At 59.7% G+C, this 22,031-nt stretch carries 22 protein-coding genes; 8 read left to right on the plus strand and 14 right to left on the minus strand.

Annotated features, from left to right (window positions below; genetic code table 11):
• Nucleotides 1-4: 4 nt before the first annotated feature.
• On the minus strand, nt 5-472 hold the full coding sequence (locus JMV15_RS19385; protein ID WP_014719659.1) for a ferritin-like domain-containing protein: 468 nt from the start codon (nt 470-472) through the stop codon (nt 5-7).
• Nucleotides 473-676: 204 nt separating this feature from the next.
• Between JMV15_RS19385 and JMV15_RS19390 the strand changes: the two genes are divergently transcribed.
• Complete coding sequence (locus JMV15_RS19390) at nt 677-913, plus strand: DUF3820 family protein (RefSeq protein ID WP_003193750.1); 237 nt, start codon at nt 677-679, stop codon at nt 911-913.
• 10 nt (nt 914-923) lie between these two features.
• Nucleotides 924-2,099, plus strand: coding sequence for an aminotransferase class V-fold PLP-dependent enzyme (locus JMV15_RS19395; protein ID WP_014719660.1), 1,176 nt, complete (start codon nt 924-926; stop codon nt 2,097-2,099).
• A gap of 205 nt (nt 2,100-2,304) precedes the next feature.
• On the opposite strand, the gene JMV15_RS19400 is transcribed toward JMV15_RS19395, so the two are convergent.
• Genes JMV15_RS19400 through zwf form a run of 3 tightly spaced genes read right to left on the minus strand, consistent with a single transcriptional unit; the run spans nt 2,305 to nt 5,154 of the window.
• Nucleotides 2,305-2,970, minus strand: a complete 666-nt coding sequence (locus JMV15_RS19400; RefSeq protein WP_019819350.1) for a bifunctional 4-hydroxy-2-oxoglutarate aldolase/2-dehydro-3-deoxy-phosphogluconate aldolase — start codon at nt 2,968-2,970, stop codon at nt 2,305-2,307.
• A gap of 17 nt (nt 2,971-2,987) precedes the next feature.
• Complete coding sequence (gene pgl / locus JMV15_RS19405) at nt 2,988-3,701, minus strand: 6-phosphogluconolactonase (RefSeq protein WP_058409950.1); 714 nt, start codon at nt 3,699-3,701, stop codon at nt 2,988-2,990.
• A complete protein-coding gene (gene zwf, locus JMV15_RS19410) occupies nt 3,688-5,154 on the minus strand; it encodes a glucose-6-phosphate dehydrogenase (RefSeq protein WP_014719663.1) in 1,467 nt (488 codons plus the stop codon). Before zwf ends, pgl begins: the two co-directional genes overlap by 14 nt.
• Nucleotides 5,155-5,374: 220 nt before the next feature.
• On the opposite strand from zwf, the gene JMV15_RS19415 reads away from it, so the two are divergent.
• Nucleotides 5,375-6,235, plus strand: a complete 861-nt coding sequence (locus JMV15_RS19415; RefSeq protein WP_169856377.1) for a MurR/RpiR family transcriptional regulator — start codon at nt 5,375-5,377, stop codon at nt 6,233-6,235.
• A gap of 113 nt (nt 6,236-6,348) precedes the next feature.
• Here JMV15_RS19415 and JMV15_RS19420 read toward each other — a convergent pair whose 3' ends face one another.
• The 10 genes from JMV15_RS19420 to JMV15_RS19465 form a co-directional block, all read right to left on the minus strand.
• Nucleotides 6,349-7,194, minus strand: a complete 846-nt coding sequence (locus JMV15_RS19420) for a D-hexose-6-phosphate mutarotase (protein ID WP_014719664.1) — start codon at nt 7,192-7,194, stop codon at nt 6,349-6,351.
• A 97-nt stretch (nt 7,195-7,291) separates the two neighbouring features.
• Nucleotides 7,292-8,641 carry a carbohydrate porin gene (locus tag JMV15_RS19425; RefSeq protein ID WP_014719665.1) on the minus strand — a complete coding sequence of 450 codons (1,350 nt, stop codon included), beginning with the start codon at nt 8,639-8,641 and terminating at the stop codon, nt 7,292-7,294.
• An 85-nt stretch (nt 8,642-8,726) separates the two neighbouring features.
• Nucleotides 8,727-9,887, minus strand: a complete 1,161-nt coding sequence (locus JMV15_RS19430) for an ABC transporter ATP-binding protein (RefSeq protein WP_014719666.1) — start codon at nt 9,885-9,887, stop codon at nt 8,727-8,729.
• 2 nt (nt 9,888-9,889) lie between these two features.
• Complete coding sequence (locus JMV15_RS19435) at nt 9,890-10,735, minus strand: carbohydrate ABC transporter permease (protein ID WP_003193763.1); 846 nt, start codon at nt 10,733-10,735, stop codon at nt 9,890-9,892.
• Nucleotides 10,728-11,636, minus strand: coding sequence for a carbohydrate ABC transporter permease (locus tag JMV15_RS19440; RefSeq protein ID WP_003193765.1), 909 nt, complete (start codon nt 11,634-11,636; stop codon nt 10,728-10,730). Before JMV15_RS19440 ends, JMV15_RS19435 begins: the two co-directional genes overlap by 8 nt.
• A 181-nt stretch (nt 11,637-11,817) precedes the next feature.
• The gene (locus JMV15_RS19445; RefSeq protein ID WP_003193767.1) at nt 11,818-13,104 is read right to left on the minus strand and encodes an ABC transporter substrate-binding protein; all 1,287 of its coding nucleotides are present in this window, start codon (nt 13,102-13,104) and stop codon (nt 11,818-11,820) included.
• Between the two features lie 104 nt (nt 13,105-13,208).
• Complete coding sequence (locus JMV15_RS19450) at nt 13,209-14,468, minus strand: D-mannose isomerase (RefSeq protein ID WP_014719667.1); 1,260 nt, start codon at nt 14,466-14,468, stop codon at nt 13,209-13,211.
• Between the two features lie 148 nt (nt 14,469-14,616).
• A complete protein-coding gene (locus tag JMV15_RS19455; protein WP_014719668.1) occupies nt 14,617-15,441 on the minus strand; it encodes a coiled-coil domain-containing protein in 825 nt (274 codons plus the stop codon).
• 127 nt (nt 15,442-15,568) lie between these two features.
• Entirely contained in the window at nt 15,569-16,567 is a 999-nt protein-coding gene (locus tag JMV15_RS19460) for an NAD-dependent epimerase/dehydratase family protein (RefSeq protein ID WP_014719669.1), read from the minus strand.
• Nucleotides 16,568-16,619: 52 nt separating this feature from the next.
• On the minus strand, nt 16,620-17,513 hold the full coding sequence (locus JMV15_RS19465; protein ID WP_201491869.1) for a LysR family transcriptional regulator ArgP: 894 nt from the start codon (nt 17,511-17,513) through the stop codon (nt 16,620-16,622).
• Between the two features lie 97 nt (nt 17,514-17,610).
• Between JMV15_RS19465 and JMV15_RS19470 the strand changes: the two genes are divergently transcribed.
• The 5 genes from JMV15_RS19470 to JMV15_RS19490 all read left to right on the plus strand — a co-directional run bounded on the left by JMV15_RS19470 (nt 17,611) and on the right by JMV15_RS19490 (nt 21,968).
• On the plus strand, nt 17,611-18,012 hold the full coding sequence (locus JMV15_RS19470) for an ACT domain-containing protein (RefSeq protein WP_014719670.1): 402 nt from the start codon (nt 17,611-17,613) through the stop codon (nt 18,010-18,012).
• A gap of 5 nt (nt 18,013-18,017) precedes the next feature.
• Nucleotides 18,018-18,617, plus strand: a complete 600-nt coding sequence (locus JMV15_RS19475) for a LysE/ArgO family amino acid transporter (RefSeq protein ID WP_014719671.1) — start codon at nt 18,018-18,020, stop codon at nt 18,615-18,617.
• A 178-nt stretch (nt 18,618-18,795) separates the two neighbouring features.
• Nucleotides 18,796-19,392 carry a superoxide dismutase gene (locus tag JMV15_RS19480; protein ID WP_014719672.1) on the plus strand — a complete coding sequence of 199 codons (597 nt, stop codon included), beginning with the start codon at nt 18,796-18,798 and terminating at the stop codon, nt 19,390-19,392.
• A gap of 152 nt (nt 19,393-19,544) precedes the next feature.
• On the plus strand, nt 19,545-19,733 hold the full coding sequence (locus tag JMV15_RS19485) for a hypothetical protein (protein WP_019819367.1): 189 nt from the start codon (nt 19,545-19,547) through the stop codon (nt 19,731-19,733).
• A 183-nt stretch (nt 19,734-19,916) separates the two neighbouring features.
• Nucleotides 19,917-21,968, plus strand: coding sequence for a putative bifunctional diguanylate cyclase/phosphodiesterase (locus JMV15_RS19490; RefSeq protein WP_201491870.1), 2,052 nt, complete (start codon nt 19,917-19,919; stop codon nt 21,966-21,968).
• Nucleotides 21,969-22,031 lie beyond the last annotated feature (63 nt).

Consider the following 22,031-nt stretch of genomic DNA (forward strand, 5'->3'; position numbering starts at 1 on the left):
GGTCTTACGACTGAGCGCGGGCCTGGTTACGCAGGGCTTTTACCTGGTCGTGATTGCGCTGTACACCGTGGTACTGACGCTCAACCAAGTCACGAATGCCCACCAGGTTGTGTTTGTTGATCTTCTCGATCGCTTCACGGTAAGCCTTCAATGCGTGGTCTTCACCGCGCTCGGCTTCGTTCAATACGGCCTCTTCGTCCTTGCCAGTGACCATCGACTTCACGTCGACCCAGCCACGGTGCAGGGCGCCAGCCATGCTGCCGGAATCTTCAGGATCGCCACCCAAGGCACGCACAGCAGTTTTCAGTTCAGCAGCGGCTGTCGCGCAATCAGCGGAGCGTTTGGCAAACAGGGCCTTGAGTTCTGGATGCTTGATGTCTTCAGCGCATTCCTTGAAACCCTTTTGGCCGTCGATGCTGGTCTCGATCAGGTCGTTCAGTACGGAGATCGATTCTTTGTTGATATCAGTCATTTTTCAATTCCTTGTACGGGTTAGAAGGTTGCCTTGGTTATTGCAGCGCCCGTGCCAGGTTTTCAAAAATTATTTTTACGTTTTATTTCAATAAGTTACGAATTATTGAACCATCTGTATCTTGGTTATTTGCATGATCTGTCATTTGGCCTTCATGCAGAATGCCTGTATTTTCGAAAGCCTGGCCTCAACCCTGCGACGCTCATGAATCCCGAAAAACTCGAACTGCTCATCACCCGCCAAATGCCCTTCGGCAAATACAAAGGCCGGATCATTGCCGACCTGCCTGGGCCCTACCTGAATTGGTTCGCCCGTGAAGGTTTCCCCCACGGGGAACTGGGCGGTTTGCTGGCGTTGATGCAGGAAATCGACCACAACGGTCTGTCCGAATTGCTCGAACCACTGCGCGCCAAACACGGCAGACCCGCCCCCCGCCACTAGGAGACCCACCATGCCAAGGAATGCCGATAACGAAGCGCACTGGCAGGCCATCGCTCAGCGTTACGAGTGCGAGCCCGGCCCGATCAACCTGGAAAACGGCTACTTCGGGCGCATGAGCCGGGCGGTGCAGGCCCAATACCTTGAGCACATCAGCTTTATCAACCGCAGCAACGCTGTGCATGTGCGCCAGCGTTTTGAACAGGGTGAAAACAACGAGATACGCCGCCAGTTGGCCGGGTTGATTGCTGTCGACCCCGAGTCGGTCGCTTTCACCCGTAACGCCACCGAAGCCTTGCAGTCGCTGATCCGCAACTACAACCGCCTGCAACCGGGCGACCAGGTGCTGATCACTGATCTGGAATACGACACAGTCAAAGGCGCCATGCGCTGGCTGGCAGCGACTCGCGGCGTGGAAGTCATAGAGGTGGCCCACACCCACCCGGCCCGTTTCGACAGCTTGGTGCAGACTTATCACGATGCGTTTGTGCAGTACCCGCGCCTGAAATTAATGGCCTTGACCCATGTGACCCACCGTACGGGCCTGGTCATGCCGGTTGCGGCCATTGCCAAGGCAGCGCGCGAACGAGGAATCGACGTGATCCTCGACGGCGCCCACGCCTTGGGCCAGATCGAATTCAACCTGGCCGAACTGGGCATTCAGTTCGCAGGCTTCAACCTGCACAAGTGGATCGGCGCGCCGTTGACCCTGGGCTTTTTGTACATCGCACCGGAGCGCCTGGCCGATATCGACCCGGATATGGGCGAGTTCCATTACCCAGACACCGATGTGCGAGCGCGTACGTCCTACAGCACGCCGAACTTTCCGGCGCTGATGACCTTGCCTCTGGTGTTTGAAGAGCATCGACAATTGGGGGGCGCTGCAGCCAAGGGCGCACGCGTCAATTACCTGCGCAACCTGTGGGTGAACCAGGTGCGGCCGTTGGCGGGGATCGAAGTGCTGACTTCGGATGACCCGCGACTGTATTGCGGGATCACCGCCTTCAAGTTTATCGGGCGTGATCAGCAGGCGATGGTGGACAGGTTGCTCAAGGAGCACGGCCTGTTCACCACTACGCGCACGGGGGCAGCGTTTGGCACCTGTATCCGGGTGACGCCGGGGCTGGTGACGTCGGCGGCGGACATCAATGCGCTAGTCCACGCGATCACCAAACTAAACACCGTTTAAAACTGTGGGAGCGGGCTTGCCTGCGATAACGGTGTATCAGCCAAAGATGGGCTAACTGATAAATGGCTATCGCAGGCAAGCCAGCTCCCACCTTCAGAGCGGCGATGTGCTTGAGGTTTTTCTACAGGCAAAAAAAAGCGGCACACCGACCAAGTGCGCCGCAAAAATGCCGTTAAGCACAGCAACAACGATTCGATAAATCCGTTCAGTCCAGCAGCGCCAGCGCCTGGGCAGTGACTTCCTGGATACGCGCCCAGTCGCCGTTCTTGACCCACTCCGGATCCAGCATCCAGCTGCCCCCCACGCACATCACGTTTTTCAACGCCATGTAGCTCTTGATGTTGGCTGGGCCAACACCGCCAGTCGGGCAGAATTTGACTTCGCCGAACGGGCCGCCGAGCGCCTTGATGGCAGCAACACCACCGCTGACTTCAGCCGGGAACAGTTTGAAGCGGCGATAACCCAGGCCGTAGCCTTCCATGATGCCGGAGGCGTTGCTGATGCCCGGCAGCAGCGGGATCGGGCTGTGCACCGAGGCTTCCAGCAGGTCGCGGGTGATGCCAGGGGTGACGATAAATTGCGAGCCCGCCACTTCGGCCGCTTCGAGCATGTGACGATCGAGCACGGTACCGGCACCGGTGCACAGCTCAGGACGTTGCTCGCGCAAGACCTGAATGGCCTTGAGGCCGAACTCGGAACGCAGGGTCACTTCCAGCGCGGTCAAACCGCCAGCGGCCAGGGCGTCGGCCAACGGCAGGATGTCCTGTTCGCGGGCGATGGTGATCACCGGCAGGATCCGCGCCTTGGCGCAGAGGCTGTCGATCAAGGCAACTTTATCCGCCATGGACACGGTCGATTGGGGGCTTTTCATAGCGGCTGATCCTTGGCTCATGGACACCAGTAAATCTCTAGAGTAGGTTGCAAAAACGCGCGAATCGGCATGGCAGCAACATCGTTGCTGGCCAGGGCGGCGCTCAAGGTGGTCAATTTCGAACTGCCGGAAATCGACAGCACGGTGTAGTTGGCCGTCGCCAACAGCGCGCGACTCATGGTCAGGCGCTGGTGCGGCACGGTCGGTGCCAGCATCGGCCAGCAACGGCGGGTACCGTCGGGCTTCAGGGCTTCAGCCAGGTTGGGACTGTTGGGGAACAGCGAGGCAGTGTGACCGTCATCGCCCATGCCCAGCACCAGCACATCAATGGCAGGCAGCTCGGCCAGCAGGCGATCGGCCTGCTCGGCAGCGTCTTCAAGGTTGGCGGCAGGGCTGTACAGGCTCAAGAACTTCGCCTTGGCCGCCGGGCCTTGCAGCAAGTGTTGCTTCAACAGGCCGGCATTGCTGTCCGCGTGTTCGACCGGCACCCAGCGCTCATCGGCCAGGGTGATGGTGACCTTGGACCAGTCCAGGCCCTGCTTGGCCAGGTTCTGGAAAAACGCCACGGGGCTGCGGCCACCGGACACCACCAACGTCGCCTCGCCACGGGCACTGATGGCCGCGCGCAGTTGTTCGGCCACGTCATTGGCCAGGCCATCGGCCAGCAGCGCAGGCGTACGGTACTCATGGGCAGCGACGCCCTGAGGCAGTTTCAATTCAGATATCGCCATACCACGACCTCCCATCCCGCGTAATCAGTGCAATGGAGCTCATCGGCCCCCAGGACCCCGCCGCATACGGCTTAGGCGCATCACCGGATTTTTTCCACCCGGCGATCAACTGGTCACACCACTTCCACGCGGCTTCGATTTCATCTTTGCGAACAAACAGGTTCTGATTGCCGCGCATCACTTCCAGCAACAATCGCTCGTAGGCATCGGGGATGCGTGCGCTGCGATAGGTGTCGGAAAAATTCAATTGCAGTGGCCCGCTGCGCAGTTGCATGCCTTTGTCCAGGCCCTGTTCCTTGGTCATCACACGCAGGGAAATACCTTCGTCCGGCTGCAGGCGGATGATCAGCTTGTTGCTGATCTGCAAGCGCTGCTCGGGGGCGAAGATATAGTGGGATGGTTCCTTGAAATGGATGACGATCTGCGACAGCTTTTGCGGCATGCGCTTGCCGGTACGCAGGTAGAACGGCACCCCGGCCCAACGCCAGTTGCGGATATCGGCACGCAGGGCGACGAAGGTTTCGGTGTCGCTCTGGGTGTTGGAATTGTCTTCTTCCAGGTAACCCGGCACGGCTTTACCAGCGCTGTAGCCGGCGATGTACTGGCCACGGACTACTTGGGTGGTCAGGCCTTCGGGGCTGATCGGCGCCAGGGCCTTGAGCACCTTGACCTTCTCGTCACGGATGCTGTCGGCGGACAGGTCGGCCGGCGGGTCCATGGCAATCAGGCACAGCAGCTGCAACAGGTGGTTCTGGATCATGTCGCGCAGCTGGCCGGCCTTGTCGAAGTAACCCCAACGGCCTTCGATGCCAACCTGCTCGGCCACGGTGATTTCCACGTGAGAGATGTAGTTCTGGTTCCACTGGGTTTCGAACAGGCTGTTGGCGAAACGCAGGGCAATCAGGTTCTGCACCGTCTCTTTGCCCAGGTAGTGGTCGATGCGGTAGGTGCGGTTTTCCGGGAAAAACTGCGCCACGGCGTCGTTGACCTTGCGCGATGACTCCAGGTCCGAACCGATGGGTTTTTCCAGCACTACGCGGGTATTTTCCGCCAGGCCAACCTTGGACAGGTTTTCGCAGATCGCGCCGTACACCGCCGCCGGGGTGGCGAAGTAGGCAATCAGGCGTTGATCGCTGCCGGCTTTTTCGGCCAGGGCAACGTAGTCGTCAGCCTTCATGAAGTCGACATGCACATACGAAAGGCGCGCGAGGAAACGCTGGGCCACGGCCTCGTCGAGTTCCTTGCCGACGTATTTACGCAATTCTTTTTCGATATGGGCCAGGTGTTGCTGCTCGGAGCCGGCTTCACGGGCCAGGGCCAGGATGCGTGTGTCGTCGTGCAGCAACCCGGCGCCATCGAGTTGATAAAGGGCAGGAAATAACTTGCGCAGCGCCAGATCACCCAAGGCGCCAAACAGGGCAAAGGTGCAGGGTTCCACGGTTATCGAAGGCATGATGTTTGTTCTTTTATCAAGTTAAGCTACAAATACCTTTTTTCAAGGCATCACTCAAGGAAAAATGTAGTAATAACCACAACATTTTCCCGAAATACGCATTGCGAGTGGTGGTGTTCAGCTACCCTCAGTAGGATAGGCCACCGCGAAAAGCCACTCATCGATTGGTTACCGCCTTTTTATTTGCATCGTCGCCCGAAGGAAAGACTGAATGGACCGCGTGCGAAATCTTCTGGAACAGATCCGGAACCGCCTCGAAGAATTGAACAAGGCCGAGCGCAAAGTCGCTGAAGTGATCCTGCTCAACCCGCAGCAGGCCACACGCTTCTCGATCGCCGCCCTCGCCCAGGCCGCCTCGGTCAGTGAACCGACGGTCAACCGCTTCTGCCGTTCGTTCGGTGTCAGCGGTTACCCTGAACTCAAATTGCAGTTGGCGCAAAGCCTGGCCAGTGGCGCCGCGTATGTCAGCCGCGCCGTGGAGGCCGATGATAACCCCGAGGCCTACACCCAGAAGATCTTTGGCAGCGCCATTGCCTCCTTGGACAGTGCCTGCCAGGCCCTGGACCCGGCGCTGATCAGCAAGGCCGTGGACTTGTTGATCCAGGCACGGCAGATCCACTTCTTTGGCCTCGGCGCCTCAGCCCCGGTGGCCATGGATGCGTTGCACAAGTTCTTCCGCTTCAACCTGGCAGTGACCGCCCACGCCGACGTGCTGATGCAACGCATGATCGCCTCGGTGGCGCACACCGGTGAGTTGTTCGTGATCATTTCCTACACCGGCCGTACCCGCGAACTGGTGGAAGTGGCGCGTATCGCTCGGGAAAACGGTGCGTCGGTGCTGGGCGTGACCGCCGAAAACTCGCCGCTGGCCAAAGCCAGTACGGTGAGCCTGAACATCCCGCTGCCGGAAGACACGGATATCTACATGCCGATGACTTCTCGGATTATCCAATTGACGGTATTGGACGTGTTGGCAACGGGTATGACCCTGCGTCGCGGAGTGGATTTCCAGCCGCATTTGCGCAAGATCAAAGAGAGCTTGAATGACAGCCGATATCCGGTGGGGGATGAGTTCAACTAGCAGGCAGCTCTACCAGCAGTACCGGCGCTATCGCAGGCAAGCCAGCTCCCACATTTGGAATGCATTCCCCTGTGGGAGCTGGCTTGCCTGCGATAGCGCCATCAGCCACACCGCTAAACCCCTGCCCTGGCCTGCAAACTCAAATGCGCCCTCTCCCCCGGCGCCAGGCTCGCCGCCGCCATCGCCGCCTCCACACACACAAACCCCGACGCTTCGTTAAAGCTCACGCCCAACAGCGGCCGGCTGCCCGGGTGCCACACCACCGTGTCGGCGCTGTCGCCGGTGTCGATGCACAGTTCACGCTGCCAGGCGTGGTCCTTGAGCTGCAGTTCGCCCTCATGCTGGAACACCCGCTGGCATCCGCCATCGACCCGCAATTCGCCTTCCTGCTGGCAAACCTGGCGATTGAGCTGGTCATAACCCTGCGCCCCTTCGAGCCCAGACAGCGCTACCTCGTCAACGTGACCAATACGCCAGTAAGCGTGCAATGCATGGCTCAACTGGCACGGCAGCTCGTCGTGATGCTCGGTGCTCAGGCGCAGTTCCAGGGTTTCGCCCAAGTGTGCGTGCAAGTCCACCTGCCAGTCGCACAGTTGCAATTGCCAGTGCAGGCGCACGCCGTCATCGTCAGTGCTGCTGTCGAGCAGTTTCCAGTCGATCAAGCGGGCCCAACCGTGGGAAGGCCAGGCATTTTCGCTGGGGTGACGGCCATACCACGGCCAGCACACCGGTACGCCACCACGGATAGCCCCGACTTGCGGCCATTTGGCGGCACACCACAGCCACGGCTTTTGGCCGGTGGGTTGAAAGTGCAGCAATTGCGCACCCTGGCGACTGAACACCGCCTGGCACAGCGGATGGTCGATCACCAACACATCGCGCATCTGAAAGCGCTCCCAGGCGAACACCGGACGCTCGCGCAGGGATTTGAAAAAGCGTTGCAGCGGTTGCTCGTGCATGTGCCAGGTCCCGAATATCACAGTGCCACGCAAAAAAAAGCGGATAGCCATGGCTACCCGCAAATGCGCACAGAGAGAGGAGCTTATCGCAACAGCGTTAGAACGTAGACTGAATTTTCAGGCCGGCGACCAAGGCGTTGTCGACTTGGTCCACACCACCTGGGTGGGTGATGTATTGCAGGTTAGGGCGTACGGTCAGCCAGTTAGTAACATGGAAGCCGTAGTTGATTTCGTAGTTGTATTCAGTACCTTGCAGCGGCATGTAACCGGCCTGGCTGTAGTCAGTGAAACCACCCGCTGCGTTACGCAGCTCTGCGGTTTTCTTCACATCATCGTTGACATGGATACGGGCAAAACCAATGCCGATGTCATCTTTTGGACGCGCATCGAATGGGCCTTTGTACACAAACATCAGCGACTGGTAGTTGTCGATGAAGTTCGTGTCCTTGTCGTGGAAGGTGACGTTGGCTGCAACGTTCAGACCACGGGAGGCATCCCCGTTATGGGTAGTGAGTTGCTGTTGCACCACGCCCCAGTAGCCGCTCTTGCTGTTGCGAACGCGCAAGGCATCGCCGGTGGCACCAGCATCGCCGCCGTTGACGTCTTCACGGACATCATCGGCGTCAGCCGTGCTCTTGTAATAACCCACACGATATTCGCCCGGCAGGCCATTGACCTTCGGCGACCAGACCAATTCAACCGGCAACACGGTGCCCTTGGTGCCGCTACCGCTGAGCTTGAAGCCGTTGCCCATTTCGGTTTGCGACGGGTTCTGGTTGTACGCGCCAATTTGCGCATACAGCTCAGGGGTGATGTGGTATTTCACACGCAAGGCGGCTTGGCTGACTGGCCAGTTGTACCAGATGTTGGTGGCCCAGTTACCCACTTGGGAACCACAGAACGCCAGGTTCTGGAATTCGCACGGGAAGGTGTTGAAGTCTTCGCCTTCACCGAAGTAACCGGCTTTGACGTCCAGCTTGCCATCGAGGAACTGGTGCTGGATCCACAGTTGGGTCAGACGCACCATATGGCCACGGCCATACACTTCTTGCGACGAACTCAAGGTGCCGGCACGCGGATCGCCAATGCGGTCATTGGAGATATTTTCGCCATTACGGTTGGTCAACTGGATCTTGGCCTGGGTGTTATCCCAGCCCCACAGTTTTTGCAGGTCCAGTGCCACGCCCAGACCGAACTGGTCGGAGTAACGACCGGTCTTGTCGTCGTTGTAGCCGCCGTGGGCGTTGTAGCCCATCTCGCCCACGTAGTCGGCCTTGATGTCGATACCTTGCTCGATCAGCTTGGTACGCTCGCCGCCCCAATCGCCGGTCATCCACTTGGAATCAGCGCTGAATGCATCGGCCGCCATCGCGTTGGCGGACAATACAAGGGCTGCTGCCGCTGACAGTTGGCAGATCAGCCGGGTGTTGTTGTGTTGCTTTTTCATCCCTACATCCTCGTCTTTATTGTTATTAAACTGTTTTTATCTAACGCGGGTTACATTTTTTAATTAAAACAATCACTTATCTTGCTTAACGGCCCTTGAACTGGGTCACATTGTCGGCATGCCCCTGTGCCGGCAATGAAGCCACTGCGCCCAACCGCTCACCGGTCTTGGCGTCAAACAGCAATACCTTGGCCGGGTCGAACTGCAAGGTCAGGGTCTCGCCCACTTGCGGTGCCACGTCCGGCGCCAAACGGCAGCAGACCTTGGTGTCGTTGAGCTGCACAAACACCAGGGTGTCCGGGCCGGTCGGCTCGGTGACCTGGACTTCGGCACGAATGCTCGACGAGCCATTACCCTCGCCCGCTGCCAGCACGATCTGCTCCGGACGCAGGCCCAGGATCACATCGCGGTCTTCCAGCCCGGCGTCATTCATGCCCAACGCCAACTCGCAACGGGCCTGGCCGCTGTCGAGCACCGCCACCAGATCACCGTTCTGGCGTTTTAGGCGCATGGGAACGAAGTTCATCGGTGGTGAACCGATAAAGCTTGCCACAAACAGGTTGGCAGGGTCGTTGTAAATTTCTTTTGGCGTGCCGAATTGCTGGATGATCCCGTCCTTCATCACCGCCACTTTGTCGCCCAGGGTCATCGCTTCGATCTGGTCGTGGGTCACGTAGACGGTGGTGGTTTTCAGACGCTGGTGCATCAGCTTCATTTCGGTACGCATCTCGACGCGCAGCTTGGCGTCGAGGTTGGACAGCGGTTCGTCGAACAGGTAGATCTTCGGCCGGCGCGCCAGGGCACGGCCCATGGCCACGCGCTGTTGCTGTCCACCGGACAACTGGCCCGGCTTGCGGTTGAGCAGGTGTTCGATCTGCAGCAACTTGGCCACGCGCGCCACTTCGGCGTCGATGTCGGCTTGCGGCATCTTGCGGATCTTGAGGCCGAACTCGATGTTCTCGCGCACGCTCATGGTCGGGTACAGCGCGTAGGACTGGAACACCATGGCGATGTCACGGTCCTTGGGGCTCATGCCGCTCACGTCTTGATCACCGATCATGATCGCGCCGCCGGTGATGGTCTCAAGGCCAGCGATGCAGTTCATCAGCGTGGATTTACCACAGCCCGACGGGCCGACCAGGATGAGGAACTCGCCTTCCTTGATCGACAGTTCGATGTTCTTCAAGGTGTCGGGCAGGCCGGCGCCATAGGTCTTGTTTACATTGCGAAGTTCAAGCGTAGCCATGATTACCCCTTGACCGCGCCAGCCGTAAGGCCGCGCACGAAATACTTGCCTGCGATCACATAGACCAGCAGGGTCGGCAGCCCGGCGATCATCGCCGCCGCCATATCCACGTTATATTCCTTGGCCCCGGTACTGGTGTTGACCAGGTTGTTCAGCGCCACCGTGATGGGCTGGGAGTCGCCACTGGAGAACACCACGCCGAACAGGAAGTCGTTCCAGATCTGGGTGAACTGCCAGATCAGGCAGACCATGATGATCGGCGTCGACATCGGCAGGATGATCCGGCGGAAGATGGTGAAGAACCCCGCTCCGTCCAGGCGTGCTGCCTTGATCAGCGCATCCGGGATGCTCACGTAGTAGTTACGGAAGAACAGCGTGGTGAACGCCAGGCCGTAGACCACGTGGATAAACACCAGGCCGGTGGTGGTGCTGGCCAGGCCCATCTTGCCGAGGGTGAACGACGCGGGCAGCAACACGGTCTGGAACGGCAGGAAGCAGCCGAACAGCAACAGGCCAAAGAACAGCTGCGAACCGCGGAAGCGCCAGAACGACAGCACGTAGCCGTTCAAGGCGCCGATAGCGGTAGAGATCAGCACAGCAGGAACGGTGATCTTGATCGAGTTCCAGAAGTAGCCATCCACGGTGGCCCAGGCTTTCACCCAGCCGATGCCGCTGACCACGGTGGGCCAGCTCAGCAGGTTACCGGTGCTGATGTCTTCCGGGGTCTTGAAGCTGGTGAGCAGCATCACCACCAGCGGCACCAGGTACAGCAGCACCGCCAGGATCAGCACCGCGTAGATCGCGATGCGGCTCAGGCTGATGGCAGGTTTGGCGGCGAGACTAGTCATTACGCTTGGTCCTCAGCTCGGAATACAGGTACGGCACGATGATCGCGAGGATCGCACCGAGCATCAGGATTGCACTGGCCGAGCCCATGCCCATCTGGCCGCGACTGAAGGTGAACGAGTACATGAACATCGCCGGCAGGTCGGACGAGTAGCCCGGGCCGCCTGCGGTCATTGCCGCCACCAGGTCGAAGCTCTTGATCGCAATGTGCGCCAGGATCATCACCGCACTGAAGAACACCGGACGCAGGCTGGGCAGCACCACGCTCCAGTAGATACGCGGCAGGCTCGCGCCGTCGATCTGCGCAGCGCGGATGATCGACTGATCAACACCGCGCAGGCCAGCGAGGAACATCGCCATGATAAAGCCGGAGGCTTGCCACACAGCGGCAATCACCAGGCAGTAGACCACGCGGTCCGGGTCGATCAGCCAATCGAGACGGAAGCCTTCCCAGCCCCAGTCCCGCAGGAGTTTGTCCAGGCCCATGCCCGGGTTGAGCAACCATTTCCAGGCGGTACCGGTGACGATCATGGAGAGCGCCATCGGGTACAGGTAAATGGTGCGGATAAAGCCTTCGCGGCGGATTTTCTGGTCGAGGAAAATCGCCAGCAGCACGCCGATCACCAGGGTGATACCGATGAACATGCCACCGAACACGGCCAGGTTCTTGCTCGCCACCCACCAGCGGTCGTTGTCGAACAGCCGCTGATACTGCGCCAGGCCCGCCCATTTGTAGCTGGGCAGGAAGGTCGAGGTGGTGAACGACAGCACGAACGTCCACAGGATGTAGCCATAAAAGCCCACCAGCACGATGAACATGCTCGGCGCCAGCACCAGTTTAGGGAGCCAGCGCTGCAGCACATCGAATGGCGAGGCCTTGCTGAACACAGCAACAGAACTCATGGGAAAATCCAGTACAGGGAAAAAGGACTACAAGGTGAGTCTCTTGTCGAACGCGGTTTGTGTGGGAGCTGGCTTGTCGAATCGTCGCACCGCTGCGATGGCATCACCTCGGTGTAACCGGCACACCGAGTTGCCTGCATCACGGGCAAGCCCGGCTCCCACAAAAATCCGCTACCAAGTCTTACTTGGCTGACTTGATCGCAGCACCCAGCTTCTTGGCGGTATCGGCCGGGTCGGCTTTCGGGTCGTTGATGAAGTTGGTCACGACATCAAAGAACGCACCCTGTACCGCCAGGGTCGTGGCCATGTTGTGCGCCATGCTTGGCTGCAGGCCGCCAGTCTTTGCGTCGGCCAGGAAGTCTTTGGCGGCGGTCTGGGCGCAGGAATCAAAGCCGTAGGATTCCATCTTGGTCAGCATGTCGTTACGCACAGGGATCGAGCCCTTGTTGATGCTGAACACCTTCTGGAAGTTTTCACCCAGCACCACTTTGGCGATGTCCTGCTGGCCCGCGGCAGTGCCTTTGTCTTTCTGCTTGAACACCGCCAGGGAGTCGATGTTGTAGGTGAAGGCTTTATCAGTGCCCGGGAACGCTACGCACTCATAATCCTTGCCGGCGACTTTCTTGGCCGCAGTCCATTCGGACTTGGCCCAGTCACCCATGATCTGCATGCCGGCCTTGCCGTTGATGACCTTGCCAGCCTCCAGGTTCCAGTCCTGGCCCTTGCCGTCGACGTCCATGTAGGTCGCGACTTTCTTCAGTTCAGTGAGGGCCTTGACCATTTCCGGGCCGGTCAATGCGCCGTTATCCAGGTCGACCAGGGCTTTCTTGTAGCCATCGGCGCCCATCACCGAGAGCACCACCGCTTCGAACACGGTGCTGTCCTGCCAAGGCTGGCCGCCGTGGGCGAGCGCAATGAAGCCTGCAGCCTTGAGCTTGTCGCCCGCTGCATAGAATTCTTCGAGGGTGGTTGGGTTCTTGGTGATGCCGGCTTTCTTGAAGACTTCCGGGTTGATCCACAGCCAGTTCACGCGGTGGATATTCACCGGCACTGCCACGTAGTCACCGTCGTATTTCACGGTGTCGGAGACTTTCTTGTCGAGCAGCGAATCCCATTTTTCTTCTTTGGCGACGTCTTTGAGTACGTCGGTGTCGAGCAGGCCAGTCGACGCCCATTCCTGGATGTCGGGTCCTTTGATCTGGGCAACGCCTGGCGGGTTACCAGCAACCGCGCGGCTTTTGAGCACGGTCATGGCAGTGGCGCCACCGCCGCCTGCTACAGCACCGTCTTTCCAGGTAAAGCCGTCTTTCTCAACTTGGGCCTTCAGGACATCCACAGCCGCTTTTTCACCGCCGGAGGTCCACCAATGCACCACTTCCACCGTACCTTTGGAGTCGGCGGCAAATGCACTGAGGGGGAACAACGAGGCAATGGAAATAGCGACGGCGAGGCGATTAATCGCGTTCATCTGAGTACCTTTTCTTGTTGTTATGCATGCAAGTCTAGAGCTTGCGCTGCACGGAGTTTAAACATGGATTTTCAGGGCGCAGGTAACAAAGGGACGCACAAATGTCACCACTTGGTGACATAGCATCCGCCGCCCAATGCACTGGCCAAGCTGGGTGCCAAGGGCAGTGCAGGCAGCACTACCGCTTGCCAGGCATGGTACAGGTCAGGTTTACCGCCCCAGATATTACTGCTGGGTTGGTTGTGCGGGCTGAGTTCGTGGTGCCAACTGCCCTGGAGCCGGTCGATGAAGTGGGTTTCGCAAAACTCCCAGAAACGTCGGTACCAGGTTTCGTAATGCAGCTCACCGGTACGTTTGAGCAGCGCCTGAGCAGCGGCGCTGGCTTCGGCATGGGTCCAGTGCAGGCGCTCGCGTACTACCGGGCGTTGGTTCCAATCCAAAGTGTAGACAAGGCCCGGCGCACCATCCACCGCCCAGGCGTACTCGCAGGCACTGGCGAACAGGCCTTTGGCGTCGCTCACCAGCCAGTCCGGCGTGGCCAGCTTGGCCTCAAGGCGCGCAGCTTCCAGGTGCAGCAGCAACCGCGCCCATTCAAAACCATGGCCTGGGGTGATGCCGTAAGGGCGAAAGCCATCGGAAGGGTTGTCTTGGTTGTAACCGAGCAACGGCTTCCAGTGCGTATCGAAATGTTCGATGACCATGAACTGGTTGCCAGCGGCATGAGTATGGATCACCCGTTCAACGATGCGCAGCGCACGGTCCAGCCAACGTGTATCACCACTGACATCGGCCAATGCCAGGAAAGCTTCGGTGGCGTGCATGTTGCTGTTGGCGCCACGGTAGGCTTCGACGCCGCTCCAGTCTCGGGCAAAGGATTCGAGCATGACGCCCTCCTCTTCGCTCCAGAAGAACTGGTCGATGATATGGACGGCGTCGTTCATTAATGTGCGCGCACCCGGCGCGCCGGCCACTACGGCAGAGCTGGCGGCAAGGGCCACGAAGGCGTGCAGGTAGGCGGCCTTGCCGGTGTTGCCATCAGCCGCCTGGGGCGCGGCGAACCAGCCACCGTGCTCACTGTCACGCAGCGGGCCGCTGAGCGCTGCCACACCGTGCGCCACCAGCTCGGCATAACCCGGCAACCCCATGGCATGGGCCATGGCAAAGCTGTGGGTCATGCGCGCGGTGTTCATGGTTTCGGCGCGGGCAGTGGCCGGCAACTGGCCTTTATCGTCGAGGTTGCCGAAACCGTCCGGCAGGCGCGATGCCTTGGCGAACGCCAACAGGCGCTGGCCTTCTGCGGCGAGCCAAGCGTGATGGGCAGGTGCATTCAGCCAACTGCTGGCAGGCAGTGGATGGGTGGTCATGGGTGGCCCTTATTGTTTTTTTGGGATGACCGGAGTCTAAACAAGGGCGCGGGATGGGCAAGTAACGAAGGGGAGAAGAAATGTCACCGAGCGGTGACAATCCATGTAGGAGCGAGCTTGTTCGCTCCTACAGAGGACGATTTCGCGTTCATTGACCCAGTGGTGTGGCCGCAGCAGGCGCATTGAGACGCTGATTCAAGTTCTGCACCTGGCTCTGCAAGGTGGTGATATTGCGCGTGGTCTGGATGCGGAACACGTCGAATTCCTTGTTGGTCGGCGCGTCGATATTGGCCGGCTGGTTTTCCTGAGCGCTCTTGAGCACCAGCAAGTCCTGCTCGAGACGGGCGATGGCCGCGCTTGGGTTGCCTTGTTTCTTCAAGGCCGCCACATCGGTGGCCAGACCCTTGGTCTCGGCCTGTGCTGCCGTGAGGCTGGCGACAGCGTCAGTAAGGGCCTGCACCTGGCCTTGCAGCTTGGTATTGGCCGCTGTCAGTTCGGCGGTGCTGGCACTCATCTGGGCCAGGCGGCTGTCCAGTTCGGTGGCTTGACCCGCGACGCCCAACTGTTGCTTGCCCTGTTCCTGCAACTGGGCTTCGAGTTGCTTGATCTGCAGCTTCAACGCTTCGCTGCCGTTGTTCACATTGGCTTCGCTGGCCACGACCTTGCCGGAAATCGCCTGCAGGCGCCCCGCCGCTTCCTCGCTGATGCGGGCAAAGCTTTCCTGGGTGGCAACCAACTGCTGGCCCATCAGGGAAATCTGCTGGAAGCTCCACCAAGCCAGGCCTGCAAACGCAATCAACAGCGCGCCGACCAGTGCCCACAACGGGCCAGTGCTGGCGCTCTTGACCTTGACCACGGGCGTCGTTCGCGAACGCACCGACGTCGCAGGGGTCGGCACGAAATCATCGTCATCCCCAAGGTCGGCCCGCAGGCTGGGAACGTTGTCGAAGTCGTCTTTAGCATCGTTACGCATGAATCTACCCTGAATCAATGAGATGGCTGGCTGCAAAGCCGAGCGGCAGAAGTATAAACCGCACTCCCGGCGCATGGATCGACTCGGAACCTGGAATTGGGTTCCCGAAGTGTTGCTGCTTATGAGCTTATTGGCGGCCCGGGTCCTGGGCTTTCCACCAGCTGCAGAACTCGTCGAGCGCGGCCCACAGGCTGATTTTGGGCTCGTAGTCGAGATAATGCCTGGCGCGGCTGATGTCGAGGGTGAAATCTTTGTTCATCACCTGCATGCCCAGGCGCGACAACGCCGGTTCCGGCCGCCCCGGCCACATCGCGCAGAAGGCTTCATTCAGGGCCGCCACGCTGTAGGCCACACCGTAGGAGCGGTAACGGGTCACCTGGGGCAGCTCCATTTGCCGCATCACGTAGTTCACCACATCCCAGATCGGCACCGGTGCGCCGTTGCTGATGTTGTAGGCTTTTCCCAGGGCCGAGCCAGTGGCGAGCAAACTGCTGAGCAGCGCCTCGTTAAGGTTATGCACGCTGGTGAAGTCGACTTTGTTCAAGCCGTCGCCGACGATCGCCAGGCGGTTCTTGCGCTGCATTTTCAGCAGGCGCGGGAAGATGCTCATATCGCCGGCCCCGGTAACAAATCGTGGGCGCAGGGCTATCACTTCCAGGCCGAACTCTTGGGCGCCAAAGACCTTCTGCTCAGCCAGGTATTTGGTGGCGGCATAGGGATGCTTGAAACGCTTGGGCACTTGTTCTTCGGTGAGCCCCAGATGGTCGCGACCGTCAAAGTAGATCGACGGCGACGACAGGTGCACCAGGCGCCCGACGCGCTGTTTCAGGCAGGCCTCGACGACGTTTTCGGTGACCAGCACATTGTTCTGGTGGAAGTCCTGATACTTGCCCCACAGCCCGACGGCGCCGGCGCAATGCACCACGGCTTCAACATCGCGGCACAGGTCGCGCACCAGGTCGGCATCATTCAAGTCACCCTGGATAAACTCGGCACCGCGCCGTACCAGGTGCTCCACACCCTCGGCGCGCCGCCCGTTGACCCGCACGTCCAGGCCTTGTTCAAGGGCGAAGCGCGCAAAGCGCCCGCCAATGAAGCCGCTTGCGCCGGTGACCAGAATTTTCATGTCGTACTCCGTGTTCTTTCGTTTTTCATCGCTCTTGCCTTGACGCGCGCCATCACTCCAACGGCACCAACCAATGACCACACACATCGGCCAGATGGTCGGTCAGCAAGCCCAACAGTTGCCCGCCACTGCGCCAATGATGCCAGTACAGCGGCACATCGATGGGCTTATCTGGCAATAACTCGACCAGCACGCCGGTTTCCAACTGGTCACGCACTTGCAATTCAGGCACCAGGCCCCAGCCCAGGCCGGCTTCTGTCAGGCGGATAAAGCCTTCGGATGACGGGCATAGATGGTGTTCGAAACCACCGTCCACTCCTAGGGACGCCAGGTAGCGGTGCTGCAGGAAATCATTCGGGCCGAACACCAGCGCAGGCGTGCGCGCCAATTGGTCAGCCCGCACGCCCCCAGGAAAATGCCGCGCCAGAAAGGCCGGGCTGGCCAGGGCCCGATAACGCATGGCGCCCAGCAACAGGCTGCGGGCACCGGCCACGGGACGCTCGCTGGCGCAAATGCAGGCCGCCACTTCACCGGCGCGCATGCGCTTGAGGCCCACGGTCTGGTCTTCGACCACCAGGTCCAGCAGCAAATGCTGTTCGGCGCAGAAGTCGCTGACCGCCTCGGCCCACCAAGTGGCGAGGCTGTCGGCATTCAGGGCAATGCGCAGACGCTCGGGCATGCCCTCCTCGTCCAGGGCCGGCACCTGGCTTTGCAGGTCACGCTCCAGCAAGCGCACCTGTTGCACATGGTTGAGCAAGCGCCGGCCGATATCGGTGGGCGTCGGCGGCGAGGCGCGTATCAACACCGGCTGGCCAATGCGCGCTTCCAATAGCTTGATGCGTTGAGAGATGGCTGACTGCGACAGCCCCAGCACCTGGGCACCGCGCTCAAAGCCGGCTTGTTCCACCACCGCCGCCAGGGCAGAAAGCAATTTATAGTCGAACATCAGTTTCTCTAATGAGCGATCAGCAATATTGGTTTTTCTTATACAGGCTCTCCCGTGAAAATGACCAGCATTGCTTCCCCACTTAAGGAAACCTCACATGGCTGGCGAAACCGCCCTGACCACTTTATTGCGCAGCATGAGCCCGCAGTTGAATGACGGCGACTATGTGTTCTGCACCCTTCCCGACAACCGTATCCCTGCGGGCTGCGAGGTCATCGGCAGTTTTCGTGAACAGGAAGGGCTGACGGTGATTGTCGAACGACAACAGGCCGAACAGGCTGGGTTGAGCTTCGACTATCTTGCCGCCTGGATCACCCTGAATGTGCATTCCGCCCTTGAAGCCGTGGGCCTGACCGCCGCCTTCGCCAGCGCGCTGGGCCAAGCCGGTATCAGTTGCAACGTGATTGCCGGCTACTACCACGACCACCTGTTCGTCGGCCGCGCCGATGCCCAGCGGGCCATGGACGTATTGCGGCAATTGGCAGCGAACGCGGAGTAAACCCTATGTGGCAAAGCTATGTGAACGGATTGCTGGTCGCTCTCGGCCTGATCATGGCGATCGGCACCCAAAATGCCTTTGTATTGGCACAAAGCCTGCGCCGCGAACATCATTTACCGGTGGCGGCGCTGTGCATCGTGTGCGATGCGATTTTAGTAGCCGCCGGGGTATTCGGGCTGGCCACCGTGCTGGCGCAAAGCCCGATACTGCTGGCGGTGGCACGCTGGGGCGGCGCAGCGTTCTTGCTCTGGTACGGCGCATGCGCGCTACGCAGGGCCTGCTCGAAACAGAGCCTGGACCAAAGCGACAGCCTCAAGACACGCTCAATGCGCGCCGTGCTGCTGAGCGCCTTGGCGGTCACCTTGCTCAACCCCCATGTCTACCTGGACACCGTCCTGCTGATCGGCTCCCTGGGCGCGCAACAAACCGAACCGGGTGCTTATGTAGCCGGAGCAGCCAGTGCCTCGTTCCTGTGGTTCTCCACCCTGGCGCTGGGCGCGGCATGGCTGGCACCCTGGTTGGCACGCCCGGCCACCTGGCGCCTGCTGGACCTGCTGGTCGCGGTAATGATGTTCTGGGTGGCCTATCAACTGATCAGCGCCTGAGCAATATTCCAAAACGCTCTGGAACCTCTATCCCACACAGTTGTTGCGTGGTTATGCCGCACCCCCGGTGCTATGATCGGACCCCTGCGCCGCAAAGAGTACAAACTCCCCGGCGCATGTTTGGCCGCCCGTGATCGGCCTTGCGCTCACCGCAACTGACCTGATTAGGAGAATCATCATGGCTTTCGAATTGCCGCCGCTGCCCTACGCACACGATGCCCTGCAGCCGCACATCTCCAAGGAAACCTTGGAGTACCACCACGACAAGCACCACAACACCTATGTCGTGAACCTGAACAACCTGGTGCCTGGCACCGAGTTCGAAGGCAAGACCCTGGAAGAGATCGTCAAGTCTTCCTCGGGCGGTATCTTCAACAACGCCGCTCAGGTCTGGAACCACACCTTCTACTGGAACTGCCTGGCGCCAAACGCCGGTGGTCAACCAACTGGCGCGCTGGCTGAAGCCATCAACGCTGCGTTCGGTTCGTTCGACAAGTTCAAAGAAGAGTTCACCAAGACTTCGGTTGGCACCTTCGGTTCCGGTTGGGGCTGGCTGGTGAAAAAGGCTGACGGTTCCCTGGCCCTGGCCAGCACCATCGGCGCCGGCAACCCGCTGACCAACGGCGACACCCCGCTGCTGACCTGCGACGTGTGGGAACACGCCTACTACATCGACTACCGCAACGTGCGTCCAAAGTATGTGGAAGCGTTCTGGAACCTGGTCAACTGGAAGTTCGTGGCTGAGCAGTTCGAAGGCAAGGCCTTCACTGCCTAAGCGATGCTTGCAGTAGGAAAAGCCCGGCGATTGCCGGGCTTTTTTTTGGGCGACGAGTGTGGATCGGCCGAAAAAATGGAACTCATTGAGACGAACCGGCCACGTAGTCGAAGAGAGGAATACACCTCTCGTCCAACGCAGGAGAGTCAACTATGGAACCAGTTTCGATGATGGCCGCCGCCGGCGCCGCCGCCTCGGTGGCACTGCCCATTGCAGGAAAAGCGGCCGAGATGGGAATGGATCTACTCAAGGACGTGATGGACCGTGTCACGGACGGAGCCCAAGGCGGCCAACTGGGCGCGGATCCACAGTCATCTGCCCCACCACAGATTAATTTTTAATCAAACAACCACTTGCCCCCGCAAGGCAACATTCACGGCGGATTCCATCCGCCGTTTTCCTGCCCACCGTCGCTGCAAAGCGCCACCCCCCTTCCCACAGTAATGTCCCTTTGACTGCCCTCCCCAGATTGCCAATACTCATGGCATATTGACGGCCACCCGCATGAGACAAGGAATGCCCCTTTGAAGCTGGAACTCAAGAACAGCTTGTCGGTGAAGTTGCTACGGGTTGTGCTGCTGTCGGCCTTGATCGTGGGTGTGGCGCTGAGCGTGGCGCAGATCGTTTTTGATGCCTACAAGACACGCCAGGCCGTGGCGGGCGATGCCCAGCGCATCCTCGACATGTTTCGCGACCCCTCGACCCAGGCCGTGTACAGCCTGGATCGCGAGATGGGCATGCAGGTGATCGAAGGTCTGTTCCAGGACGATGCTGTGCGCATGGCCTCTATCGGCCATCCCAACGAGACCATGTTGGCGGAAAAAAGCCGCCCTTTACAGCGGTCCCCCAGCCGCTGGCTGACCGACCTGATTCTTGGCCAGGAACGATCCTTTACTACCGCGTTAGTCGGCAAGGGCCCCTACAGCGAATATTACGGCGACCTGAGCATCACCCTCGACACCGCCACCTATGGCCGAAGTTTCCTGGTCAGCTCGGTCATCATCTTTATCTCGGGCGTATTGCGCGCCCTGGTCATGGGGCTGGTGCTGTACCTGGTGTATCACTGGATGCTGACCAAACCGCTGTCGCGGATGCTCCAACACCTGACCTCGATCAACCCGGACCGCCCCAGCGAGCACAAGATCCCTCAGCTCAAGGGTCATGAACGCAACGAACTGGGGCAGTGGATAAACACCGCCAACCAATTGCTCGAATCCATTGAGCGCAATACCCACCTGCGGCACGAGGCCGAGTCCAGCCTGTTGCGCATGGCCCAGTACGACTTCCTGACCGGCCTGCCGAACCGCCAGAAGTTGCAGGCGCAGCTGGACAAGATCCTAACGGACGCTGGCCGCCGGCAACGCCGTGTCGCGGTGTTATGCGTGGGGCTGGATGACTTCAAGAGCGTCAACGAGCAATTCACCTACCAGGCCGGCGACAAACTCTTGCTGGCCCTGGCCGACCGCCTGCGCGCCCATAGTGGCCGCCTGGGCACGCTCGCCCGCCTGGGCGGCGACCAGTTCGCCCTGGTGCAAGCCGATATCGACCAGCCCTACGAGGCCGCCGAACTGGCACAAAGCATCCTCGATGACCTGGAGGCTGAATTCGCCCTCGACCACGACCTGATCCGCCTGCGCGCCACCATCGGCATCACGCTGTTTCCGGAAGATGGCGACAGCACCGAGAAGTTGCTGCAAAAAGCCGAGCAGACCATGACCCTGGCCAAGAGCCGCTCGCGCAACCGCTATCAGTTTTATATCGCCAGCGTCGACAGCGAAATGCGCCGGCGCCGTGAACTGGAGAAAGACCTGCGCGATGCGCTGAGCCGCGAGCAGTTGCACCTGGTGTACCAACCGCAAATCAGCTATCGCGACCATCAGGTGGTCGGCGTGGAGGCCCTGCTGCGCTGGCAACACCCGGAACATGGGCTGGTACCGCCGGACTTGTTTATCCCGCTGGCGGAACAGAACGGCACCATCATTCCCATTGGCGAATGGGTGCTGGACCAAGCGTGCCGGCAATTGCGCGAATGGCATGACCAGGGTTTCACGGCGCTGCGCATGGCCGTCAACCTGTCCACGGTGCAACTGCACCACACCGAGTTGCCGAGGGTGGTCAACAACCTGATGCAGATCTATCGCCTACCGCCACGCAGCCTGGAGCTGGAAGTCACCGAGACCGGCCTGATGGAAGACATTAGCACCGCCGCTCAGCATCTGCTGAGCCTGCGTCGCTCCGGGGCGCTGATCGCCATTGATGACTTCGGCACCGGCTATTCCTCCCTGAGTTACCTCAAAAGCCTTCCACTGGACAAGATCAAGATCGACAAGAGCTTCGTCCAGGACCTGCAGGACGACGACGATGACGCAACCATCGTGCGCGCCATTATCCAATTGGGTAAAAGCCTGGGCATGCAGGTGATTGCCGAAGGGGTGGAGACCGCCGAACAGGAGGCCTACATCATCTCCGAGGGGTGCCATGAAGGGCAGGGTTATCACTACAGCAAACCGCTGCAGGCCCGGGAGTTGACGGCTTATCTGAAGCAGTCCGAACGTAATAACGCCGTGAGTCTTTGAATTTACACTTCGATACTCAATATTTCCCGCGTATAAGCCTTTACACAAAATGCAAATCTTTCG

The sequence above is a fragment of the Pseudomonas paracarnis genome (genome assembly GCF_904063055.1).
In the GTDB taxonomy this organism is placed as follows: domain Bacteria; phylum Pseudomonadota; class Gammaproteobacteria; order Pseudomonadales; family Pseudomonadaceae; genus Aquipseudomonas; species Aquipseudomonas paracarnis.